This window comes from Bradyrhizobium sp. MOS003, from assembly GCF_003020125.1.
Lineage (GTDB): Bacteria > Pseudomonadota > Alphaproteobacteria > Rhizobiales > Xanthobacteraceae > Bradyrhizobium.
In genome coordinates this window covers 124,552-146,526 of record NZ_PYFW01000006.1, presented here as the reverse complement: position 1 = coordinate 146,526, position 21,975 = coordinate 124,552, and the positions used below count along the sequence as shown (strand labels likewise).

The 21,975-nt window shown below is 63.5% G+C and carries 18 protein-coding genes; 5 read left to right on the top strand and 13 right to left on the bottom strand.

Features of this window, described 5'->3' with window-relative positions:
* Positions 1 to 12: 12 nt before the first annotated feature.
* From C7G42_RS24910 to C7G42_RS24900, 3 genes are all read right to left on the bottom strand, one after another.
* The gene (locus tag C7G42_RS24910; RefSeq protein ID WP_106951584.1) at positions 13 to 1,215 is read right to left on the bottom strand and encodes an HAD-IIIA family hydrolase; all 1,203 of its coding nucleotides are present in this window, start codon (positions 1,213 to 1,215) and stop codon (positions 13 to 15) included.
* A gap of 83 nt (positions 1,216 to 1,298) precedes the next feature.
* Complete coding sequence (locus C7G42_RS24905) at positions 1,299 to 3,788, bottom strand: hypothetical protein (RefSeq protein WP_106951583.1); 2,490 nt, start codon at positions 3,786 to 3,788, stop codon at positions 1,299 to 1,301.
* Between the two features lie 51 nt (positions 3,789 to 3,839).
* Positions 3,840 to 4,724: a class I SAM-dependent methyltransferase gene (locus tag C7G42_RS24900; protein WP_199581124.1), complete on the bottom strand. Its 885-nt coding sequence runs from the start codon at positions 4,722 to 4,724 to the stop codon at positions 3,840 to 3,842.
* Between the two features lie 485 nt (positions 4,725 to 5,209).
* Here C7G42_RS24900 and C7G42_RS24895 point away from each other — a divergent pair, with 485 nt between their 5' ends.
* The 3 genes from C7G42_RS24895 to C7G42_RS24885 all read left to right on the top strand — a co-directional run bounded on the left by C7G42_RS24895 (position 5,210) and on the right by C7G42_RS24885 (position 8,105).
* Positions 5,210 to 5,950, top strand: coding sequence for a hypothetical protein (locus C7G42_RS24895; RefSeq protein ID WP_199581123.1), 741 nt, complete (start codon positions 5,210 to 5,212; stop codon positions 5,948 to 5,950).
* Between the two features lie 90 nt (positions 5,951 to 6,040).
* Positions 6,041 to 6,883, top strand: coding sequence for a hypothetical protein (locus tag C7G42_RS24890; protein WP_245427936.1), 843 nt, complete (start codon positions 6,041 to 6,043; stop codon positions 6,881 to 6,883).
* Positions 6,884 to 6,914: 31 nt separating this feature from the next.
* Positions 6,915 to 8,105, top strand: a complete 1,191-nt coding sequence (locus C7G42_RS24885) for a hypothetical protein (protein WP_106951580.1) — start codon at positions 6,915 to 6,917, stop codon at positions 8,103 to 8,105.
* Positions 8,106 to 8,180: 75 nt separating this feature from the next.
* Here the strand turns inward: C7G42_RS24885 and C7G42_RS24880 are convergent, their stop codons facing one another.
* Genes C7G42_RS24880 through C7G42_RS24850 form a run of 7 tightly spaced genes read right to left on the bottom strand, consistent with a single transcriptional unit; the run spans position 8,181 to position 15,400 of the window.
* Entirely contained in the window at positions 8,181 to 9,020 is an 840-nt protein-coding gene (locus C7G42_RS24880; RefSeq protein WP_106951579.1) for an SDR family oxidoreductase, read from the bottom strand.
* A gap of 13 nt (positions 9,021 to 9,033) precedes the next feature.
* A complete protein-coding gene (locus C7G42_RS24875; protein WP_106951578.1) occupies positions 9,034 to 9,795 on the bottom strand; it encodes an SDR family NAD(P)-dependent oxidoreductase in 762 nt (253 codons plus the stop codon).
* Positions 9,792 to 10,640 carry a sugar phosphate isomerase/epimerase family protein gene (locus C7G42_RS24870; protein WP_106951577.1) on the bottom strand — a complete coding sequence of 283 codons (849 nt, stop codon included), beginning with the start codon at positions 10,638 to 10,640 and terminating at the stop codon, positions 9,792 to 9,794. The genes C7G42_RS24875 and C7G42_RS24870 overlap by 4 nt, the downstream gene beginning before the upstream one ends.
* Entirely contained in the window at positions 10,637 to 11,401 is a 765-nt protein-coding gene (locus tag C7G42_RS24865) for an SDR family oxidoreductase (protein ID WP_199581121.1), read from the bottom strand. Before C7G42_RS24865 ends, C7G42_RS24870 begins: the two co-directional genes overlap by 4 nt.
* Entirely contained in the window at positions 11,394 to 12,083 is a 690-nt protein-coding gene (locus C7G42_RS24860) for an acylneuraminate cytidylyltransferase family protein (protein ID WP_106951575.1), read from the bottom strand. Before C7G42_RS24860 ends, C7G42_RS24865 begins: the two co-directional genes overlap by 8 nt.
* The gene (locus tag C7G42_RS24855) at positions 12,083 to 14,002 is read right to left on the bottom strand and encodes an N-acetylneuraminate synthase family protein (protein WP_245427934.1); all 1,920 of its coding nucleotides are present in this window, start codon (positions 14,000 to 14,002) and stop codon (positions 12,083 to 12,085) included. Before C7G42_RS24855 ends, C7G42_RS24860 begins: the two co-directional genes overlap by 1 nt.
* A gap of 21 nt (positions 14,003 to 14,023) precedes the next feature.
* Positions 14,024 to 15,400 (bottom strand): GHMP family kinase ATP-binding protein, encoded by a 1,377-nt coding sequence (locus C7G42_RS24850; RefSeq protein ID WP_106951573.1) that lies wholly within the window; start codon positions 15,398 to 15,400, stop codon positions 14,024 to 14,026.
* 196 nt (positions 15,401 to 15,596) lie between these two features.
* Between C7G42_RS24850 and C7G42_RS24845 the strand changes: the two genes are divergently transcribed.
* A complete protein-coding gene (locus C7G42_RS24845) occupies positions 15,597 to 17,234 on the top strand; it encodes a carbamoyltransferase family protein (protein WP_106951572.1) in 1,638 nt (545 codons plus the stop codon).
* 2 nt (positions 17,235 to 17,236) lie between these two features.
* On the opposite strand, the gene C7G42_RS24840 is transcribed toward C7G42_RS24845, so the two are convergent.
* Positions 17,237 to 18,460: a phenylacetate--CoA ligase family protein gene (locus tag C7G42_RS24840; RefSeq protein WP_106951571.1), complete on the bottom strand. Its 1,224-nt coding sequence runs from the start codon at positions 18,458 to 18,460 to the stop codon at positions 17,237 to 17,239.
* Between the two features lie 86 nt (positions 18,461 to 18,546).
* Between C7G42_RS24840 and C7G42_RS24835 the strand changes: the two genes are divergently transcribed.
* Positions 18,547 to 19,698 (top strand): AGE family epimerase/isomerase, encoded by a 1,152-nt coding sequence (locus C7G42_RS24835; RefSeq protein ID WP_199581120.1) that lies wholly within the window; start codon positions 18,547 to 18,549, stop codon positions 19,696 to 19,698.
* On the opposite strand, the gene C7G42_RS24830 is transcribed toward C7G42_RS24835, so the two are convergent.
* Positions 19,695 to 20,531 carry an ABC transporter ATP-binding protein gene (locus C7G42_RS24830; RefSeq protein WP_106951570.1) on the bottom strand — a complete coding sequence of 279 codons (837 nt, stop codon included), beginning with the start codon at positions 20,529 to 20,531 and terminating at the stop codon, positions 19,695 to 19,697. The two genes, C7G42_RS24835 and C7G42_RS24830, sit on opposite strands and share 4 nt — an antisense overlap.
* A 142-nt stretch (positions 20,532 to 20,673) precedes the next feature.
* Entirely contained in the window at positions 20,674 to 21,957 is a 1,284-nt protein-coding gene (locus C7G42_RS24825; protein WP_106951569.1) for an ABC transporter substrate-binding protein, read from the bottom strand.
* Positions 21,958 to 21,975: the final 18 nt, after the last annotated feature.

The following is a 21,975-nucleotide window of genomic DNA, read 5'->3' as shown; positions in this document are numbered from 1 at the left end:
TTGGGCGCGGCTCTAGCCATCTGCGGCGGGGATCAGGCGTTGCTTTACGAACGCCTCCAGATTTCCGCCCTTGAACAAATGGCCAGCAAGGCCGGCGGCCTCCGCCGCTTCCATGTCGCTTTCCTTGTCCCCGATCACCATGCTGCGTGTCATGTCGACGGGGAAGCGCCTGACGAGATCGGTGATCATGCCGGGCGCCGGCTTGCGGCGGTCGCTGACGCGGCAATAGCGCGCGACGGTTCCGTCGGGGTGGTCAGGGCAATATTCGAATGCATCGATATGCGCGCCGATCAGCGCCATCTGATCCGCCATCCAGCGGTGCAGCGTGACCACGTGTTGCTCCTCGTAATAGCCGCGTGCAACGCCGGATTGATTGGTGATGACGAAGGCAAAATAGCCGGCATCGTTGACGGCCTTCACGGCCTCGCGTGCCCCCTCGATCCATTCGAGCTTGTGCGTCTCGAACGTGTATCCGGAATCGTGGTTGAGCACGCCGTCGCGATCGAAGAACACGGCCGGCCGCCGCAGTTGCTGGCGCAATTCGCGATCGGCGCGCGCGAAGTCATCGGGAATGCCGATGTCGATGAAGTAACCGCGATAGGCCGTGCCACGCAGCGCGCCGGACCTGGCAAGGCCGGGGAATATCTCCTGCTCGAGCGAAGCGGGAAGCGTCGTGATGTGGTCGAGAACGGACTTGTCGACGACGTAGATGCCGGCGTTGACCGGGCCCGTAGCGCGCGCACCCGGGGCGATGAAATCGCGCACCATGTCACCATCGAGCACGACGCGCCCGTAGCGATCCCCAACGACGCCGTCACGCAGCGCCATGTGCACGCGCCCGTCATGCGCGCGGGCGATCAGGTCGAGCAGGTTGAAGTCGAACAGGGAATCTCCATTGAGCAGCAGAAAGCGATCGTGCAGCAGGTCGCGCGCATGCACGAGCGCGCCGGCGGTGCCGAGCGGCTCGGTCTCGCGCGACACGACTATTCGCGTCCGCCCCCGGACGGCCGCGGCGTAGTGTGTCTCGACGATCTCCGCCTTGTGGCCCGCGAGAAGGAGAATTTCATCGAACACGCCATAGCGCACCAGCTCGTCGATCAGCGTGTCGAGAAACGGCCGTCCGCCGACGTCGAGCATCGGCTTTGGAATCAGCTTCGTGCGCTCACCCAACCGGGTACCCAGCCCACCGACGAGGATCGCGGCCTGTCTCAGCATGAGGTGCCCTTTTCACAGCATGGTTGGCGGGCCCTTGCGCCAATCTGCGAGAATGCGAGGATCAATGTCCGGTCCACTTCATATCAGCGCGAGCAGGGAATGCGAACGACGGCAGCCTGCCTGTTGGAAAACAGAACTGGAAACGGGCCGGTGCGCAACGCATCGATGATCGCAGGCTCGAGCGGCTCGGTGGGAGGAAAATAGCTGAGGCGCTGGTCGGCTGCGAGATGTGTCCAGGCGATCGTGCGGGGCGTGATGATCGCGACCAGGTTCCAGGCGTTATCACCCGCTTGCAGGATATTCTGGATCGTGGACTTGGCTTCCTCACCCGTGAGTTCCGGGCTGGAAGACGGTTGCCCGATTTCCGGAAACGGTGCCGTTACGGTGCGGACGGATCGCATCATTCCGCCCAAAGCATCGGCCCTTCCCATCTGAAAGAAGGTCTCCGAATTGATCGCTCCCACCAGGGGCGCGATCAGGCTGCAAGTATCTTCAAGCCGCTGACGTTCTTCGGTCGGCTGCAGCATCGTGCGCACCATCGATTTTGTCCGCTTCGCGACCGCTTCGTTCACAGTGTCCAGATTGGAGAACAGATAGGCGGCCGGCGCGCCCGTGATCGCCTGGACGATGCCCATCGTATACGGGTCCGAAAGAATGATTCCCTTTCGCAGATTGTCGCGGAGCCAGCGAGCGACTTCGAGATCCTCGGCGTTGTAATGTGAAACGACTGCGGTGCGGTCGGGAAGCGCGCCGTAACTGTAGCTCCTGACAATGCCGGACAGGCCAATCTTGTCGACCGCCACGCCCAATCCCACGACCCCCACCAGACCATAAAGGTAGACCCGCCTCGACCCGGCCAGGGTCGATAGCGCGAGTATCGCGAGCAGCACGATGCCTGCGATTTCCGTCGGTCGCAGGAACGCCTGGTAGCGGGCAAAAGGCAGGTCGGTCCGCCAGGCAAACGCGTAGACCAGTACCACGAGGACGGTTGCAAGTAGTGTAACGGCTGCGGCAACCAGGGCCCGTCGATATCGGGAAGGGTTGAAATCGATCAGCAACTGGCAAAAAGTCTCAGCGGCCGTGATCGTGAACAGCGCCATTATGATCGTGCTGATACGATACAGGAAAGGGAAGCCAGAGAGTACGGCGAGCATCATGCCGCAGCCGGCGATCCAGGACCACACGAGTGTCACGAAGCCTTTGCTTTCAGGTCCGATCGGCCCCGAGGGACCACGGAAGACAGGCCGGGTAATCGACCGCCACGCAACGCCCAGTGTGATGCAGATGGTGAAAAGCGGGCCCATCGCCCGGCCAACCTCGATCGTGGCGACCTGTGGTCCGGAGCCCAGGAACAGCTCTTCGCCGCCCTCGATCCGTCTGCCCAGGATCAGGCCTGTAATCGAGGAGAACGTGTCGTTGCCGCTCATCGGCGGAATATAGCCGAAGCGCATTCCCGCAACGCAGATGACAATTCCGGCAATGATCAGGGGGAGTGCGAAGGACAAAAATCGCAGGGCCGCGATGCTGACGGACGGCCAGGCGGAGATCATCCGCACGATGGCAAGATACAGAAGCCAACTTGCCAGGACGGTTGGAACGAACAGGAAGGAACCGCGATGTGCAAGCAGCAGCGTTGCCGGCCAGACGCAACCAAGAAAGAGAAGCCCCGCATATTTTCCGGTGTTGCTCAGGATCCTGACCGCGAGTAGCCCGGCCATGAGCAACGCAAGCACGAGCGTGTTGTTGTTGGATGCGAACGCGAGCAGAAGCGTCGCGCCGGCGAAAATCGCCAGCAGCAAGACGAATCGCGACGACAGATCGTTTCCGCTCCGCTTCGAATTGCTCATCAGTACGCCGAGAAAAACGACACTGCTTACGACTGCCAGGCTGCCGTTTGTCATCAAGACGACAGCGTTGCCGGTCGCGGCGAAGAAGAAGGCGATCCACTTTCGCGGAGAGGTGGAATAGATGCCCTGCACGAAGGCATAGGATGCCAACATGAAGAACAGAATCGAGAAGAAGCGATAGGTCCAGCTGAATCTTAGAAGATCCAGGCCGAGCGTTCCAGCGAGGGAGCCCGCGAGTGCCGACCGAAGATCGACGTAGGATTGGGCCGCGTAGGGGTTGATGACGCCGCTGTCGGCGTACTCTTGCGCGGTCTTCATCCAGTGAACATCGGCGCCGATGTCCCCGTAAGGAAAGCTGGAAAATGCGCCGAAGGACCACCACCATGTCAGGAGCGCAATCGGCAGCGCCAGGAGGCACCAAGCGGTCGCGGCGCGTGTCTCGTCGGCGCTCGGGCGCCAGTTCGGCCATGACCAGGCAAGGCCGAAGCCGGAGAAGGCAAGCATCGCGGCGAACTGAAGCCACATGTCGTTTACGAAAAGCGAGAGTAGTCCGAGCAGGATGCCGGTTGTCGAAGCGCCAACCGTGAATCCGAGAACGACGAACTGAGCCTTCGTGAGCCGGCACACCTCGATGAATTTCGCCGACGCAATGGTCAGAATCGAGAATCCGGTGCCGAGCTGCATCAGGAAGAACATGAGCGTCAGGACAAATGTGGTCGTCCACATCGGGAGATCTCTACAATGGGCTTCGGCCGAGCAACCGGGAGATGGCGATGTTCAGTGTCCTATCGATAGGTTGGCCGGACGGCCGACGATTAGCGAGCCGAGTGTAAACAGATCCTCTTCGGAGAAGTCTCTGAAGCATGGCGCCAGTCGGTCGAGGATGTGCTGCTCCGGCGGCCGGCGGTCGGGCTGGTCGCTGAGCAATTGAAACCCTGCCTCCCTGAACAGCTGCAGATATTCGCTGTGGCGCAGACGATTGACGTATTGGAAACGCGACTGGAAAGGCGCCCAATCCTCCTCGGAATATGTCAGGAAGTTGAATGAACTGATGGACGGATCGAAGCCTTTGAAATGGTCGCCATAGTCGATTTGCATGAGGACCAGTCCGTCGGGACGCATGATGCGTCGCAGCTCCTTCAAGATTGCCGCGATGTCGCGCTTGGGAATGTGCTCGAGCGTTTCGACGGAGACGGCGCAGTCGATCGAGGCGGCGGGCAGGCCGGTCATCCGGGCATCGGACGGTGCGCGATAGTCGATCCTCCACGAAGGTTCGAGGTCCTCCAGGGAATTCATCTCGGGGTGGTCGGTGCCGCTCAGTCGAGACACGATGGCGGCGTTGGAACGGATCAGCTCCAGCTTGGCCAGGCGCTCGATGTCGACGGTGACGAAGCGTCGGGCCCCGTGTGCACTGAAAGCGAGCGGAACGATCAGATCGCGTCCGGCGCCGAACTCGAAGCAAGTCGAATCCCGCAGCGGCCGCAAGCTGTACTTCTCGTGAACGGCCAGCAGCCGCTGCGCGAGGGTGTAGATGGATCTGACCTGCTTTTCGGGGCGCGGCAGCCGGCGTGTGACGTAGCGCTGCAGCGCGTAGTGCAGGTCTTCGCCCCAGGGGATATTCGACAGCACCGAGAACGCCCGCGCCTTTGTTTGCCAGCGCACGTCAGCGTTTCCCCGGCGGAATGAGCGCCGTGATCGGAGTGATGCTGAGGAGCAGTCGCTGAAGCACGGTGTGGGTCCAGGAAAGGCCGATGTTCCGGCCTGTTTTCAGGCGGGTACCAGGTCACGTAGCCGGATTCGGTCATACGGGAGCCGCAGCGGCAATGCAAGGATTCCACGGCTGGCAGGATCGCGGGTCCCCGTACCGAAGCGGTACGTCATCTTGTCTGGTTTGCCACGCATTGTCCGGCCGCCACGCGGCCGCAGAGGCTGGTGCTATCGAGCCTGACGGCGATGCTCTTGCCGTCTCTTTGGGCCGCTCGACGCGACCCCGTTCCCGGTTGATTCTGCTGTCGGCTCAGCGTAAACAGGCCCTGAAATCGCGTCGACGTTTTAGCAAGCGGGCAAGAACATCGCGTCTGATTTGTCCAAAGCCGCCGGCCGGTTCGGCTGTGCCAATCCATCGCTCTCCCGCCGAGTCTTGTCGAATGCCCGGTGAATTGCTGATTGGCGAGGCGGTCGCAAGGGGCTATCCGCCCGCCGTGCTCTACCTGCGCAACGACGAGACCGTCACGACGGAAGTCTGCGCGTTCAACTACTTCTCGGTTTTCATGAAGGATCATCCAGAGGTGGATGCTCATGTCTGGCTCTTCGATGGAGCGGGCAAGCCGGCTGGATATTTCCACAGGGAACTCGGCGTCAACGGACAATTGCAATTGCAGACGTCGGGGCTGTGTCCGCGCGTTTCGGGAACGGTCGCGATGGCGATGGTCCCGAAGCACGAGACCAAGCTTCGTCCCGGACGGAAGGTGACGACCGGCTATTACGCACAATATTTCTCGCAGCACGGTGCGATAACGTTGTCGCACGAGCGTGAACCGGTCGCGGCAGCGCCGTTCCCGACCTCCGCCTGGATGCAATCCTATCTCACGCGATTCCTGAAGGAGTCCGGCGTCGTGCTGGTGAACTCCTGCATGGCGCCCGAAGGCGTCTCGGTCGGGACGGCGCGGCTCATGGCCCTCGACGGCACGGCATTAGGCCAGCGTGAGATACCGGAGATCGCGCCGATGGGCGCCATCCGCATCAGCACGCTGGACCTTTTCCCCGAGGCTGAACGGCTGGTCGGCGCGGCCGAAGGTTTCGCCCTGGAATTCAAGGGCACCAACATCGCCAGTCCGTTCAGTTATTACGAATTTGCCAACGGCAAGTTCAGCTTGCATCACTTTTAGAGGCCGTCCGTGACACGTTTCTCGTCCAGCCCCTGGAAGCCTCACGAGCCCAGATTCATGTTCCCGACATTCGCGGGCGTAGAGTCGCGCATGGGCTTTTCGATTCCTGCCTGGTATCGTCCGGTCGACGTCAGGTATCTCCGCAGCCTTGTCGCAGGCAGCCTGCGCAAGAATTTTCGCGAAACGGTCAAGGATCTCGTTCCCGAACTCGCCAGCCTGGTCGCCTCGGGCTTCAGCAAGAAGCTCAGGTTCAAACTGCACATCCTGTCGCGCGACGGCGAGTACCGGGCGACCTACGAGTTTCCGGAAGACTACGCGCCGGGCGCCTCCGTCGAGATCGAGCTGTCGCGCCTTTTCGCTTCACTCAAGCTGCCACGGCACGATTACTTGGTCATCGCCGTAATGTCGCGCGGACGCATGGACGGCTTCCGTTCCTCGCCTGCCAGCTATTCGATGACCTATGTCGATCAGGATAACGTCGCGATCTACCGCACCGGCGCGTTTGCCCGGCCCTTGAACGAGGGCAGGCTCAAGGCGCATGTCGGATTCACTGGGATCAATCCGAAGATCATTGCGACCAGCGACATCGTCAGCAGCGTGATGCTGATCAATCACTCCTCCGATCCCGAATATGCTCATGCGGCGCGGCCTACGTCGAAGCTGATCCGCGAGGACGGCGAGCAGATCGAGGGCGATTTCGGCGAGATTCCGCCGCTCGGTGCGCGAGAGGTATCGGTCGTCGACATGTTCGGCAGTCGCGTGTTCGACTTTCTCAAACCGTTTGGCGGTCGCGGGACCACGGTTACCACTTGCACCGGAATGACGCTCGCGAGCCTGCACTTGCAGCGCACGAACGACAATCGGCGGACGTTGCTGGGTATCGAGCACTCGCGGCCTGCGCACATGAACCTCGCCGGCATTTTGCAGCATTGATCAAGGAAATAGATTGTCGGAGCACGGGGCAATGCTGTCATGGTCCGGCCGGCTTGCCCGCCTGCTGAAGTTTGACGATCGCATGAAGACGCCATCCCTGGGCCTGGTGCTGGGTTTCTGGGTCATCTCGAACATTCTGGTTATCACCTGGTGGTGGGTGAATATATCCGACAGGTTTCTCCCGGGCCTGCTGCGGTATGTCGGAATAGCCTTCCTCGTGACCGTCGCGCTCGTTCCGCTGCGGCTCCTGTTCAAGGTAAGAAGCAGCTTCTTCAATCCGGTCATGCTGGGATTGCTCGTGAGTTGCTGCCTCGCGCTGTCCATCACTGCGCATGAAGCCAATCTGCTTCGTGACCAACTGCAATTGAGCCTCGATCACGAGCGCGCATTTGCTCATATGGACGCTGTCGAAGGCGTGATGCGGCCGTTGCTGGCCAAGATTACCGAGGTCTACGTCCAGATACTCGGTGACGATCGTACCCACGGGGGCTCGACCTTCTACACCCATATCGTTGCCAACTATTTGTTCGATTCCTTGTCGTTTCTCGCAGTATTTGCGCTGGCGACGCTGCTTCTTTCGCCGACTGCGACGTGGCTCTGCCTGCTGTGCTTTGCATTCTATACGCAGATCGCGATCTATCCGGGACGCATGGGGCCCGTCTTCATCGCGGGCGGGTTGTTCTGGCAGCTTTTTCTGCTGACGTCGCAGCGATACCCCGCCGCGATCATTTCTGGACTGATCATCAGCTTCGGGCGGACCGACGTCGTATTCGCTTCGGCGTTTTCGCTTCTGGGACTTGCTGCTTTTGAGCGGCGATGGCCGACCCTGAAGGAATGGGTCGTGTTCGGGCTGCTGATCGGCATCTCGTTGGCCGTGCCGAAGACGCTGATCTGGATGCATCCTGGAACGGACTACAGGTCATTCCTGGTCACCAATGGCGACTTCAGCAAGCTGGTCGGCAATCTTCTAGCCATGAAGCTCGTGGTGGCGATCGCCAGTCCTGTGCTCGTGATCGCGATCGTGAGGACGTTTGTCTTGACCCGGACGATTGCCGTCGTCGGTTCGGCTTGCTTGGTCCATGTGGGGCTCGTCTTTTTCATAGCGGATTTCACCGAGACGCGGCTCATCATACCCGGGCTGGCGGGGCTTGCCTTCGTGGCCAGCGAAGGACTTGGAAAATTGCTAGAAGGCAAGAGCGAGGCGCAACCCGGCAGCGGCTGAGGCGGTGATGCTTTGGGACTGCGGCTGAAGGGGCGCGAGCGCGGTCTTGCCGTCCTCGTGCCGGTTCTGCGTGCGCTACCAGACGCTCCGCCCGCCATCCATGACGAGATTCTGCCCGGTCATGTAGCTCGATGCGTCCGAGCAGAGGAACTGCACTGCCGCGCGGTATTCGTCGACATCGGCCATGCGGCCCATGGGTATGAGGCGCGTCAGTCGTTCAACGAAGGCGGGGTCCTGGTTGTTGAAGACTCCCCCCGGCGAGATCGCGTTGACGCGCACGCCGTGATCGGCCCAGTAGGTCGCCAGATATTTCGTCAGCCCGATCAAGCCATGCTTGATCACCGAATAGGTCACGGGCTTCACCGGCTGTTCTTCTTCGCGCGTCACCTGCGGCTGGCGGTAGAGCCGCTGGTCCGGCGCGATCACGCCGAGATCCGAGGCGATGTTGAGGATCACGCCGCGACCGCGTTTCGCCATCTCGCCTCCGAACACCTGCGCACACAACATCGCGCCGGTCAGGCCAACGGCGATCTCGGTCTGCCATTGCGGCACCGGAAACGCTTCGAAGCGCGAGGAGTGCATCAGGCCGGGCGCGGACGTCACCTTCGGATCGATCGCGGCGTTGTTGACGAGGATGTCGACGATGATGTTGCGATCTGCAAGCTGTTCATTGGCGGCCCGCACCGAGTCGAGCGAGGTGACGTTGATCTCAAGCGCGATCAGATCGGCTAAAGGCGATGCCTGTTTCAACGCAGCGACGGCGGCCTCTGCCTGGGCCAGGCCGAGATCGGTGACGACCACGCGCGCGCCGGATTCAGTGAGTGCTGCGACGTGCTGCTTGCCCAGCAGGCCGCCGGCGCCGGTCACGAGCGCGGTCCGGCCGGTCAGGTCGTAGCGGGAGGAGGGGGGTCCCATCGAAAGCTCCTGTTCAGCTTCTGAGCTGGCCGCCGTCCGCGACCATCACGCTGCCGGTGACGAATGATGCGCGGGGTGAAACGAGAAAGGCGACGAGGTCGGCGATCTCTTCCGGCTTGCCCAGGCGGCGCAGCGCAACGTCGCGTACGAGCATTTCTTCGACCGCGGCACTGTTTTCCGCAAGCTTGCGCGCCCAGGTGCCGTCCGCCGACAGGATGTTGCCCGGCGCAACGGCATTGACGCGAATGCCTTCGAGCGCCAGGGGCCGCGCCAGGCCGCGCACGGTCGCATTCAGCGCGGCCTTCGCCGCATGGTAAGTGACGGGCGCGCCAAGCGCCGCCATGCCTGCGATCGAGGAGATGCAGACGATGGCCCGGTCGCCGCTGCCGCGCGCCATCAGCGGCCGGGCAGCCTCGATCATGTTGGTCGCAGCGAACAGATTGAGGTCCATCACCCGCGACCACTCGGCCGCGGTTTCCTTGCCCGGCGGCACGGAGGCGCCGCTGCCGACATTGCAGACGAGGATGTCGAGCCGGCCCCATTGCTTCTCGACGCCCCCGACCAATGCCTTCGCAGCGGCGGGGTCAGTGACGTCGGCGACGTGGACGGACGAGATGCCCCCGACGATCGTGCGCGCCGCGTCGAGTGCCTCGGCACCACGCGCCGCGAGCGCGACCCTGGCGCCTTCTGCGGCGAGCGTCGTCGCGATCGCGAGCCCGATCCCGCGGCTGGCGCCGGTGACGAGAGCGATACGATCGTTCAGCTCGAGCTTCATCGCGCGGCGTCCTCGATCCAGCGAACCGTCATGTCGCGATATTTCGCCAGCGCGCCGGCATGGTCGCCGTCGGCCGCGCGTGCGGTTTGCAGGATGTATTGGCCCTTGTAGCCGGCGCGCTCGATCAGCCGGATCGTCTTGGCGAGGTCCGCGTTGCCGGTACCGAGCGGCACGGTGGTGCCGCCGCGAATACGGTCCTTCACGTGCACGTTGAGAATGCGCGGCGCGTAGGCGGCAATCTCCTCGTCGCCATCATAGCCGAGCGAGGCGCTGTTGCCGCTGTCGTAGTTGACGCCGAAAATTTCGGCCGGAAACGCCTCCATGAACCGGGCGAGATCGCGCGGCGGCAGATCGGATTCGAACACGATCTTGACGTTTCTTCTTGTCAGCTGCCCGGAGCGTGCGAGCAGCACGCGCTTCAACGTATCGCTCTCGCTCTCGCGCTCGATCTTGCCGTTGTCGACAAGCGGGATCACGACGAACTCGATGCCGACGCGGCTGCAGGCGGCGATCAGGAGATCTAGGTCGGAGACAAGGGCGTCGCGCACGACGGCGTCGACCTTCCAGAACGGCGCCTGCATGAAGCAGTCGCCGGTCAGGCTCGGAATGCGCACGCCGTTCTCTTGCGACAGCGCCAGAATCTCCTGCTGCCCCGGCTCGGTCGTCAGCGGGTTCTCGCGCAGCCGTTCCTGGTCGATGGTCCATTCCATCCGCGTCAGGCCGAGCTCTTTCGCGCGTGGAAATTCGTGCCGCCACTCGTCCCAGGGGAAGGCCTGGATCTTGCCGTCAACCGGCGCCGACAGCCGTCCCTGCATAAAGCCGATGCGTTCGAGCGTTGTGGTCACGATTTGCTATCCGAACTGATGGCGAGGCCCTTGGCGATCCAGCCGCCGTCGACGAAGAGCTCCTGACCGGTCACATAGGCAGAGGCTTCCGACGCCAGAAAAACGGCGGCTCCCACCATGTCGGCGGGCTGTCCCCAGCGGCCGAGCATGGTGTGTCGGCGTCTCTCTTCGTGCATGACCGGATCGGCAAAACTCTTTGCGGTCATCTCGGTCGCCACATAACCCGGTGCAAGCGCGTTGACGCGGATGCCGTCGGCCGCGTAGTCGGCGGCGAGCGCGCGCGTCAGCCCGGCAAGACCCGCCTTCGCCGCCACGTAGCCCGGATTGCCGGGAAAGCCGCGGATCGAATTGATGCTGGTGACGTTGACGACCGCAGCCGAGCCCGCCTTCTTCAAGAGCGGATAGGCGGCGACGATGGTGGCGTAGACGCCGGTGAGGTCGGTCGCGAGCGTGGCGCGGAAGCGCGCGAGCTCGCTCTCGGTGCTCTGTGGGGGAATGCTGATGCCGGCGGCGTTGACCAGCGCGTCGATACGGCCGCCATGCGCCGCGATCATGCGGAACGCGTTTTCAATCGCCTTGTCGTCGGAGAGGTCGCAGGGAATCGCAGTCACGCCCTGCGGCGCGGTCCCGGAACGGCTGAGGCCGAACACCGTAGCTCCCGCATCCTGGAGGCCGGTCGCGATGGCCGCGCCAATGCCGCGCGAAGCGCCGGTCACCAGCGCGATCTTGTCCTGGAGCGAGAAGGCGCTGAGATCAGGCATAGCCATAACTGCGCATGATGGCGGCACAAAGCTTGACGTCCTCGGGGCGGTCGATCTGGAACATCTTGTGACGTTCCATCACGTGGAAGCCGATCTTGCCGCCGAGACGATTGCTCTGCTCGCGCAGGAGGGACGGGATCAGGACGTAGAACGAGCCATTCTCCAGATAGCGCTTCTCGATCTGCTGCCGCATGCGGCGGTTGCGATAGTCGTAGTTGATCGGCTCTGGTCCGTTCGCGCCGATCCGCCAGTTGAAGTAATCCTCGACCTCGCAGACCGAGAGCAGGCTGTCGAGATGGTCGCGATCGAAGGTCGCAAGCGCGTTCTCGATGTCGCCGGGTTCGCGGATCGGCGACGTCGCCTGGAGCGCGACGATCCGCTCGAACCGCCCCATCCGCGCGTCGATCGCATCGAGGGCGTTCAGCCAGGCGGATTCGGAGGAGGCGAGGTCGCCGGAAATGTCGTCGGGGCGCCGCACCCCGACCGCGCCGGCCGCTTCAGCCGCGGCGAGGATCTGGTCGCTGTCGGAAGATACGGCGACCACGTCGACGCCCCGTGCCGCGCGTGCCTGCTCGACCGTCCAGGCGATCAGCGGCTTGCCGCAGAGATCGAGAAGGTTCTTGTGCGGGATGCCCTTCGAGCCGCCGCGTGCAGCGATCACCGCCAGCGTCTTGCGCGCCATCAGATGTGTCCCTCGAGACGCTCGAGCGCGGTCCAGAAGCCTTCGCCCATGTTCTTGTGGCCCTGCCAGATCTCGGGAATGAACGAGGCCGTCGGCGCGTGCTTGCGCAGAACCTTTCCGATCTCGTCGAAGTCGATCTCGCCTTCGCCGATCTGAAGACCCTCGCCGTCGAGCCCCTTGGCGTCGCCAAAATGCAGATGCGCGGTGTGCGGACCGAGCTGGGCGAGGCCTTGCGCGAAGTTGAAGCCGAAATGATTGGCGGCGAGTTTCGTGTGCGAGATGTCGACGCACATGCGCAGATCATGCTTGGCGCAGAACGCGGCGGACTCGTCCGGGAAGATGAAGATGTTCTGGTGGCGCTGGCCGCCGAAATGCCAGGGGAACGGTGCCATGGTCTGCGGCGTCAGCTCGACGCCGTCCATGTCGAGCTCGGTCAGGCTCTGTGCGAAGATGCGATAGCGCTCGGCCTTCGCCTCCGGCGGCAGCGGCTCGTCCATGGTGAAGCCGCCGATGTTGGCGACGATGGGCGGCCGCTTGGTCTTGGGGAAGTACTTTTTTAGGCCGCGGGTGATGTCGATCACCGCCTGGGTCTGCTCCAGCGAATAGCGCCGCAGCGCCTCGTCGGGCGTTGCCAGGTCCATCAGCTTGGAGCCGGCAAACAGCTCCGGCGCATGCACGACGAAGCCGAGATCGTAGCTGCCGGACAGATACGCCGCGGGATCGCGCTCCATGTCGCTGTAGCTGAGATGGAATTCGATGATGTCGGGCTGGCAGATCTCCAGAAAGCGCTCGGCGTCGTGATAGCGCACCGGCACGCCCCATGGGCGGTCGAAGCGGTAGCGCCGTGCTTTTGCTGCGCCTTCATCGAGGTCGCTCTGGAAGAAATAGTCGTCGGCTGCCATCGTCCGTGTCAGCTTGCGGCCGAGCAGCGCCGGCATCTTCAGCGGCGACAGGCCCTGTCCCGGGCTCTTCACCGCGATGTCGGCTTCGGAGATCACCGTGCCGGACGAAAGGTCGCGCGCTGCCACCAGGCTCTTGGCGAGGTTTTCTCGGTTGATCAGCTCGCCCTGGCTCAGCGCGCGCTCGGCCAGCTTCTCGCCGCGCGCCACTTCCACCTCGCGGATGCCCGAGACGAGAGCCTTGAATTCCTCCGGCTCCAGGCTTGCAGCATGGTCCGGACCTTCCATCTCGCGGTCGAGGGTGATGTGGCGTTCGATCACGACGGCGCCGAGCGCCACCGCGGCGGTCGAGACGGCAATGCCGCGCTCGTGGCCCGAATAGCCGACGACCGGATGGATCTCGCGCAACGTTTCCATGAAACGCAGATGGATGTTGTGGAGTGCGGCTGGATAGGTGCTCTGGCAATGCAGCAGCACGTAGCTCGCGTCGCGCTCGTCGAGGAATTTCGCCGCGGCCTTGATCTCGTCCGTCGTGCTCATGCCGGTCGAGACGATCAGCGTCTTGCCGGTGGCGGCGAGGCGTGCGAGCAGCGGCAGGTTGGTGAGGTCGGCCGAGGCAACCTTGTAGGCCTGTACGCCGAAACCTTCGAGCACGGCGACGCTGGTGGCGTCCCAGGGCGTGCAGAGATACTGGATGCCCTTGGCTGCACAGTACTCGACGATCTTCTTCTGCTGCGCCGTCGGAAGCTCGAAGCGGCGCAACAGATCGAGCGTGTATTCCACCGCGAGGTCGTCGTCCTTCCCGGACAGGCTCGAGGCGCGATAGACCTCGTCGAGCTTGCGCATCTGGAATTTGGCGCAGTCGGCCCCAGCGGCAACCGCGGCATCGACCAGCGCAATGGCGCGATCGAAGTCGCCATTGTGGTTGTTGCCGATCTCGGCAATGACGTAGCAGGGCTCGCCGTCACCGAGGGGGCGGTTGCCGATGCGGACTGAAGCGGTCTGTTTTGGCGATGTCATCAACATTCTCGTCTCACTGCGTCAGGCAAATCGCGCGGGAAAACGCGACTTCCACGTTCGCAGCCCGTTCTCTTCGAACATGATGCGCGAACAGCTGTGTCCCTGCTGTTCCAGCGCAGCGATGAGCTGGTAGCGCTCGAACGGACGTACGAAGAACAGGAAGTAGCCGCCGCCACCTGCGCCCAGCAGCTTGCCGCCGACCGCGCCGTGCTGTTTGGCGAAATCGTAGATCGCATCGATCGCGTCCGACGAGATCTTCGAGCTCAGCTTCCGCTTGGCGTGCCAGGCCTCGTCGATCAGCCGGCCGCATTCCAGGAGCTGTCCGCGCAGGAGATGCCGCCTTATGTCGCGCGTCACTTCCTTCTGCTTGGCGGCTGCGGCGACGGCATCGCTGGTCTCGTGCTGTGCTTTCTGGTCGCGGTGGATGGCGCCGGAATCGCGGCCCGAGCCCGTGTAGCAGAGCACCAGGCTCTCCTCGAGCTCGGCGATGATGTTGGGGTCGAGGCGAAGCGGCACGATGGTGTTCTGGTCGGAGAAGAACTCCATGTGATTGAAGCCGCCGAACACGGTGGCGTACTGGTCCTGCCAGCCGCCTGGGATGTTGAGCATCAGCCGCTCGGCCTGGAACGCCATCTCCGCGATCTCGTGGCGGTCCCACTGGTCGCCGCGGAATTCGTTGAAGCAGCCGATGATGGCGGATGTGACCACCGCCGATCCGCCGAGGCCCGAGCCGACCGGGAAGTCGGCGGAGACCTCGAGCTCGAACCCGAAAGTCGGCTTGATCAGGCGCACGACGGACTTGATCAGCGCAAGATCTCCGTCCGTTCCGAGCGCCGCGAGATTGTCGGCCTCGATCGTGCTGCGGAAATCGTGCGAATAGATCCGGATGCTGGAATCGCTCCGGCGCCGCAACGTCGCGTGAGCGTACATCTTGATCGTGGCGTTGATTACCGCGCCGCCGTCATTCTCGACGAAATAGTGCGTCAGGTCGGTGCCGCCGCCGGAGAAGCTGATCCGAACCGGCGAGCGGGCGCGCGCGAACACTTCGCTCTCTTCGGACAGGTTGAACAGCTCGCGGCTGAACACTTCGACGAGCCGTCCTTCGCCATCGAGGATCGGCACCACGTGCACGCGCTGATCGAGCAATTTGAGGACCTGCTCGCGCGGGCCGCCGGCCCTGGCCGAGACGAAGTTGCGATTGATGCAGGTCGCGACCCGGTCCTGGATCGTGGTCCCGGCGAGCATGCGCCTGCGGATGTCTCCGTCAGTCACGGCGCCAACGATCCGTCCGCTCGCGTCCTGTGCGAACAGGATGCCGAGCATGTTCGCATTCAGGCGCCGGAAGGCTTCCTCAATGGTCTCGGTCTCGGCGATGGTGACGAGGGTTCGTTCAAGCACGTTTTGGGGTCCAGGAAGGGCCAATTCCAGGCCATATCGCAGCAAGGTTGGTAATACGGGAGCGGCAGGGGCGATGCAAGGTTCCTGCGCCCGGCGGCATCGGGCCAAAATGGCCGGCGTCAAGCGCTCCAGTCCGCCCGAGCCGATTTACATTGGCCGCGGTTTCTGTAGAAGGCTCCCGAGGGGTCTACGCGACATGTATGTGATCGGAATCAGCTCGGGGATCAAGCACGGGCATCACGACGGTGCGGCGGTTTTACTGCGCGACGGAGAGCTGATCGCTGCTGCCGAAGAAGAGCGTTTCACGCTGGCGAAACATGCGCGCGGCGAGCTGCCGCGCGGGGCGATCGGCTTCTGCCTGAAGCAGGCAGGCATCACCATGCGCGACGTCGACTGGATCTGCTCGCCGTTGAAGACCTACACCAACTACACACAGCGTCTCACCGAATATTTCAGGTATCAGTTCGGCCACAGCCCGAAGATCGAGCTCTACGACCATCACCTCTGTCATGCCGCGAGCTCGTTCTATGGCTCCGGTTTTCCGGAGGCGACCGTGGCCTGTTTCGACTTCTCGGGCGATTCCAGCTCCGGCCTCGTCGCGCATGCGCGCGGCAACGACTTCCGCGTGCTGACGCGGTTCGCGCGCAACAACAGTCTCGGGCTCTATTACGGGATGCTTACGCAGTATCTCGGCTATCAGATGACCAATGACGAGTACAAGGTCATGGGCCTGTCGTCGTATGGGAGCCCGGACTATCTCGACAAGTTCGCCCAGCTGCTGCGTCCGAACGGCATCGATTACGAGCTCGATCCCGAGCTCGACAAGCGCAGGCGCGACGCCGAGATCTTCACCAGTGATTTCTCGACACGGCAGGAGCGCATCTTCACCGAGAAAATGGAGGAGATTTTGGGGCCGCGGCGGCTGCGTGGCGCGCCGCTCGACCAGCGTCTGACCAACATTGCCGCAAGCGGCCAGAAGCAGCTCGAGATCGTCGCCACCGAAGTGATCCGTTCCGCGATCGCCGAGACCGGCTGCGGTGATGTCTGTATCGCCGGCGGCGTCGGGCTGAACTGCAAGATGAACATGGAGATTGCGGCCGAGCCGTCCGTGAAGCGTCTCTACGTCCCACCGGTGCCGCATGATGCCGGCGTGGCGCTCGGCGCCGCAATGATGAAATGCGCCGAGGCGGGCCACGCCATCGCACCGCTGACCCATGCTTACTGGGGACCGGACTATTCCAACGACACGATAAGGGAGACGCTCGACAAGATCGGGGCGCGGTTCGAACTGCTCGACGATCCCGTGTCGCGCTGCGTCACCGATTTGACCGAACAGAAGACGGTGGGCTGGTTCCAGGGGCGGATGGAGTACGGTCCGCGCGCGCTCGGCAACCGCTCGATCCTGGCCGATCCCAGGCATGCGGGCATGAAGGACCGTATCAACCTCACCATCAAGTATCGCGAGGAATTCCGACCGTTCTGTCCGTCGGTGCTGTACGAACGCCAGGCCGAGTATTTCGAGGACACGTTCGACGCGCCCTTCATGGTGGTGACGTTCCCGGTCAATCAGAAGGTCGCCGAGACCATGCCTGCGGTGGTCCATGTCGACAACACCGCGCGCATCCAGAGCGTCCACGCGGACAGCAACCCGCTCTACAGCCGCCTGATCGGCGAGTTCGCGAAAGCGACCTCGTTGCCGGTTCTGATCAACACCAGCCTCAACATCAACGAGCAGCCGACGGTGAACGCGCCGCTGGAGGCGTTGCACACTTATTTCTGCTCGGGGCTGGACGTGCTCTATCTCGGCAATTACCGGCTGTCGAAATCGAGCTGAGCCTACCGCTCATCGGCGATCACCTTGCCGTCGTTCGGCAGCAAGCCGACACCGACCAGATCGACGCTTCCGCCAAGTTTCGTCACGGCGCGCAAGCTTGCCGCAACCTCTTCGCGCAGGGCGTCATTCACAGTCGCCGTTTCCGCTTTCAGCGTCATCGCGTCGGTCTCGTCCTGACGTGTGACGACGAGGCGGAGTCGTCCCAGCGCGGAATGACGCTTGCCGATCTCGGCGATCTGTTCGGGGCGGATGAACATGCCCTTGACCTTGGTGGTCTGGTCGGCGCGGCCCATCCAGCCCTTGATGCGCATGTTGGTGCGGCCGCATTTGCTCGGCCCCGGCAGCGCTGCGGTGAGGTCGCCGAGGGCGAGCCGGATCCACGGATGGTGGGAATCGAGCGACGTCACCACGATCTCGCCAACGTCGCCCGACGCGACGGGGTCGCCAGTGCCGGGCTTGACGATCTCCAGGATCAGGTCTTCGTTCACGACCATGCCCTCGCGTGCCTCGGTTTCGAACGCAATGAGGCCGAGATCGGCGGTGCCGAAGGCCTGGTAGGCGTCGATGCCACGCGCCTTGATCTCAGCCTGGAGCGAGGGCGGGAATGCCGCGCCGGAAACCAGTGCGCGCTTGATGGAGGAGACGTCGCGGCCTGAACTGGCCGCGGCATCGAGCAATATCTTCAGGAAGTCCGGCGTGCCGCTGTAGCCAGCCGGGCGGTAGGCTTCGATCAACTCGAATTGCTGTTCGGTATTGCCGGGCCCCGCCGGGATCACCGCACAGCCGAGCGCGCGGGCGGAGGCGTCGAAGATGAAGCCGCCCGGGGTGAGATGGTAGCTGAAGGTGTTGAGGACGATGTCATCGGGCCGGAACCCGGCCGCGAACAACGCCCTCGCGCCCCGCCAGGGATCGGCCTGCCGCCCCTCCGGCTCGAAGATCGGGCCGGGGGAGGTGAAAAGCCGGGCGAATGAGCCGGCGGGCGCTGCCACGAAGCCTCCAAAAGGCGCGGTGGCCTTGTGCAGGGCAGGCAGTTCCGACTTGCGCAAGACCGGCAGACCCGCCAGTGCGGCCCTGGAGGTCACTGCGGCGGGATCGATACCTCTCAGCCGCTCGGCATAGGCCGGGGCGGCCACCGCGGCGCGCAACACCTCCGGCAGGCGGGAGAACAGATCGGCCTCGCGCGCTGCTGGCTCGCGCGTCTCGCGGGCGTCGTAATGGGCGGTCATGGCTGGTCTTTCCGTGTTGGCATCCGTTGCGCGCCGCCGCTGGCGTGGGTAACAGACGGACATTGGCGAGGCCCGGAGAGGACGCGATGGCGGACGAAGGAATCATGGCGGCGCAGGAGGCGGCGAACGTCGTCGCGCGCCTGAAGCGCCGCATGATCGAGGAGGCGCTGCCGCTGTGGTCGACCGTCGGCTGGGATCCTGCCGCAGGCGGTTTCATCGACCGGCTGCACCGCGACGGCGCTGCGGATGCGGCTGCGCCGCGGCGCGTGTTCGTGCAGGCCCGCCAGATCTATTGCTACGCCAAGGCCGCACAAATGGGCTGGTACCCTGAGGGCCGCGCCATCGCGCTGAAGGGGCTGGAGCATCTGCTCAGCAAAGCCAAAGCGCCCGACGGCCGGCCGGGCTACGTGCACCGGCTGACGCCGGAGGGGACGGTGCTGGACGGCCGGCGCGATGCCTACGACCACGCTTTCATCCTGTTCGCGCTCGCGACCGTCTACGCGCTCGACCAGGACGCCCAAATTCGTGCCGAGATCGACGCGCTGCTGGCCTTCCTCGACGGTCATCTGCGCTCGCCGCATGGCGGCGTGCACGAAGGCCTTCCGGTTTCGCTGCCGCGCCGGCAGAACCCGCACATGCATCTGTTCGAGGCGATGATCGCGTGTTTCGACGCGACCCACGATCTGTCGTTCCAGAACCGTGCCGGCGAGTTTTTCGCGCTGTTCCTCGCCAATCTCTACGATAAGCAGAAGCGCATCCTTACGGAGTATTTCGAGGAGGACTGGTCGAAGATCGAGCCTGTCAGCGTCGAGCCGGGCCATCAGGCGGAATGGGTCTGGCTGCTGAAAGGTTTCGAACGCATCACGGGATGCCCGACCGGTCAGCGGCGCGCCGAGTTGCTTGCGACCGCGCTGCGTTATCGCGACGAGGCCACGGGCTGCCTGATCGACGAGGGGGACGGCATCGGCAACATTAGCCGAGGCACGCGCCGACTTTGGCCGCAAACCGAGATCGCGAAGGCGTGGATCGCGCAGGCCGAGTCCGGTGAGTCGGGCGCAGCGGACGAGGCGCGTGCGGCGCTGGTGCGGCTCGAACGGCATTATCTCAGCCATCCCGTGAGGGGCGGCTGGTACGACCAGTTCGATCCCGACGGCAAGTCGCTGATCGACACCATTCCCGCGTCGTCGTTCTATCATGTTCTCTGCGCAGTCACGGAAGCGGAGCAGGTGCTGGGTTAGAGCCACCGTTTGCGCCGCTTGAAGCTCTTGAGGTTCTTGAAGCTCTTGCGCTGGTCGCCGGCGCCGCCGAGGTAGAATTCCTTGACGTCCTCGTTGTCGCGTAGCTCGTCAGCGGTGCCGTCGAGCACGACCTTGCCTTGCTCCATGATGTAACCGTGGCTTGCTACCGACAGCGCGGCGCGTGCGTTCTGCTCGACCAGGAGGATGGTGACGCCGAGGTCGCGGTTGATCTTCTGGATGATCGCAAACACCTCTTTCACCAGCAGCGGCGAAAGGCCCATCGACGGCTCGTCCATCAAGATCATCTTCGGCCGCGCCATCAGCGCGCGGCCGATCGCGAGCATCTGCTGCTCGCCGCCGGAGAGATAGCCGGCCAAACCCGTGCGCTCCTTCAGGCGCGGGAAATAGGTGAAGATCATGTCGAGATCGGCATCGACCTCGCGGTCCCGGCGCGTGAACGCGCCGAGCTTGAGGTTCTCCAGCGACGTCATGTCGGAGACGATGCGCCGGCCCTCCATCACCTGGAAGATGCCGCGGCGGACGATCTTGTCGGGATCGATGCCATTGATCCGCTCGCCCTCGAACAGGATCTCCCCGCGCGTGACCTCGCCGTCTTCGGTCTTGAGCAGCCCCGAGATCGCCTTCAGCGTCGTCGACTTGCCGGCGCCGTTGGCACCCAGCAGCGCCACGATCGCCCCCTTGGGGACGTCGAGGCTGAGGCCACGCAGCACCAGGATGACGTCGTCATAGACGACCTCGATGTTGCGCACGGCGAGGAGGGGTGCCGCTGGGACGGCGGTGGGGGACCGTGTCGCTTCGATGGTTTCGGTCATGCTTCATTACTCCGCTGTCGTCGCCCGGCTTGACCGGGCGACCCAGTATTCCAGAGACGCCGGAGGTTCACGGAGAAGCCGCGGCGTACTGGATCCCCCGCCTTCGCGGGGGATGACAGTGTGGGTGTGGTGAGAACCGGGCTCACCAGCCCAGCAGTTCGGGCTTGCGCGGCAGCTCGACGGTCTTAACCTTCTCAAGCTTGATCGCGCCCTTGGCCATGAGGTCGTTGAGGTCGCCGTCGGTCGCACCGGTGATCTTTGTGCGATAGAGGTCGACCTTCAGCGTGCCGCGATGGTCCTTGTCGGTCCAGGTCGAGGGATTGCAGACGCCTTCCATTCCGGCCGGGACCCAATCCTTCTTCTGATAGAATCCCTTGCGGACGTTCTCGCCGGTGGCACCGCCGTTCTTGGCGGCCCAGTCGAGCGCTTCCTTCATGTAGAGCGCCGAACAGACGGCCGCGATGTAGTGCACCGGGCGATAGACCTTTCCGGTGGGGTCGGACATCTTGGAGATTTCCATCACCGTCTTCATGCCGGGCGCATCGCCACCCCAGCTTACCGCAGTGCGCAGCGGGAAGATCACGCCGTTGGCGGCGTCTCCGGCCGTCTTGGCGGCGTTCTCATCCATGCCCCAGACATTGCCCATGAACTGGATCTCAACGCCTGCGGTCTTGCAAGCTTTCATCACCGAGATGTTGGAGGCCGCGGTGTTGCCGAGATAGGCGTAGTTGGCGCCCGAGGATTTCAGGCTCAGGCACTGGGCGCTGTAGTCGCCAGGCGCGAGCGCAAACACGAGCGGCGGCAGCACTTCGAAGCCGAGCTCCTGCGCTATGGCTTCGCCCGCGGCCTTCGGCGCGTTCGGGTAAGGATGGTTAGCGCCCATATGCACGAATTTCGGCTTGCCGGACTTGCCCTTGGCCTTCCAGTCCTCGGCTGCCCAGATCAGCATCGCACGCAGCGAGTCCGAATAGCTCGGGCCGTAGAAGAAATTATACGGCGCGGGCTTGGCCTTGCCGCTGACGCCCTCGGGATCGGTGAGGGCCGCGGCATAGGAGCCGGACATATCGGGGATCTTGTCCTGGGCGAGGAAGCCGGTCAGCGCCTCGGTGTCGGCGGTGCCCCAACCCATGATCGCGGCGACCTTGCTGTCAGGCGCCGACCACTTCTTGTAGAGCGCGATCGCGCGCGGCACCTGGTAGCCATAGTCGTTCGTGTCGACGTTGAGCTGCTTGCCGCCGACGCCGCCGTTCTTGTTGACCCAGGCGAATGTGTCGGCGACAGCCTGGCCATAGGGGGTGCCGACGTCGGATGTGCCGCCTGAGCGATCCTCGAGGTGGCCAACCGCGATCTGCGCCTGTGCCCCCGCGGAAAAAGCTGCGATGACGAGCGCGAGCGACGCGGTGCTCAAAAGGGACTTGGTCTTCATGGGTCGGTTCCTCCTTTT

Bases quoted from the DNA above. Each gene is read 5' to 3' on its own strand.
- C7G42_RS24825 (WP_106951569.1), bottom strand. From the start codon at position 21,957: ATGAAGACCAAGTCCCTTTTGAGCACCGCGTCGCTCGCGCTCGTCATC.
- C7G42_RS24880 (WP_106951579.1), bottom strand. From the start codon at position 9,020: ATGGGACCCCCCTCCTCCCGCTACGACCTGACCGGCCGGACCGCGCTC.
- C7G42_RS24895 (WP_199581123.1), top strand. From the start codon at position 5,210: ATGCCCGGTGAATTGCTGATTGGCGAGGCGGTCGCAAGGGGCTATCCG.
- C7G42_RS24905 (WP_106951583.1), bottom strand. From the start codon at position 3,788: ATGTGGACGACCACATTTGTCCTGACGCTCATGTTCTTCCTGATGCAG.
- C7G42_RS24910 (WP_106951584.1), bottom strand. From the start codon at position 1,215: ATGCTGAGACAGGCCGCGATCCTCGTCGGTGGGCTGGGTACCCGGTTG.
- C7G42_RS24860 (WP_106951575.1), bottom strand. From the start codon at position 12,083: ATGGCGCGCAAGACGCTGGCGGTGATCGCTGCACGCGGCGGCTCGAAG.
- C7G42_RS24865 (WP_199581121.1), bottom strand. From the start codon at position 11,401: ATGCCTGATCTCAGCGCCTTCTCGCTCCAGGACAAGATCGCGCTGGTG.
- C7G42_RS24890 (WP_245427936.1), top strand. From the start codon at position 6,041: ATGGGCTTTTCGATTCCTGCCTGGTATCGTCCGGTCGACGTCAGGTAT.
- C7G42_RS24855 (WP_245427934.1), bottom strand. From the start codon at position 14,002: ATGACATCGCCAAAACAGACCGCTTCAGTCCGCATCGGCAACCGCCCC.
- C7G42_RS24835 (WP_199581120.1), top strand. From the start codon at position 18,547: ATGGCGGACGAAGGAATCATGGCGGCGCAGGAGGCGGCGAACGTCGTC.
- C7G42_RS24875 (WP_106951578.1), bottom strand. From the start codon at position 9,795: ATGAAGCTCGAGCTGAACGATCGTATCGCTCTCGTCACCGGCGCCAGC.
- C7G42_RS24830 (WP_106951570.1), bottom strand. From the start codon at position 20,531: ATGACCGAAACCATCGAAGCGACACGGTCCCCCACCGCCGTCCCAGCG.
- C7G42_RS24840 (WP_106951571.1), bottom strand. From the start codon at position 18,460: ATGACCGCCCATTACGACGCCCGCGAGACGCGCGAGCCAGCAGCGCGC.
- C7G42_RS24885 (WP_106951580.1), top strand. From the start codon at position 6,915: ATGCTGTCATGGTCCGGCCGGCTTGCCCGCCTGCTGAAGTTTGACGAT.
- C7G42_RS24845 (WP_106951572.1), top strand. From the start codon at position 15,597: ATGTATGTGATCGGAATCAGCTCGGGGATCAAGCACGGGCATCACGAC.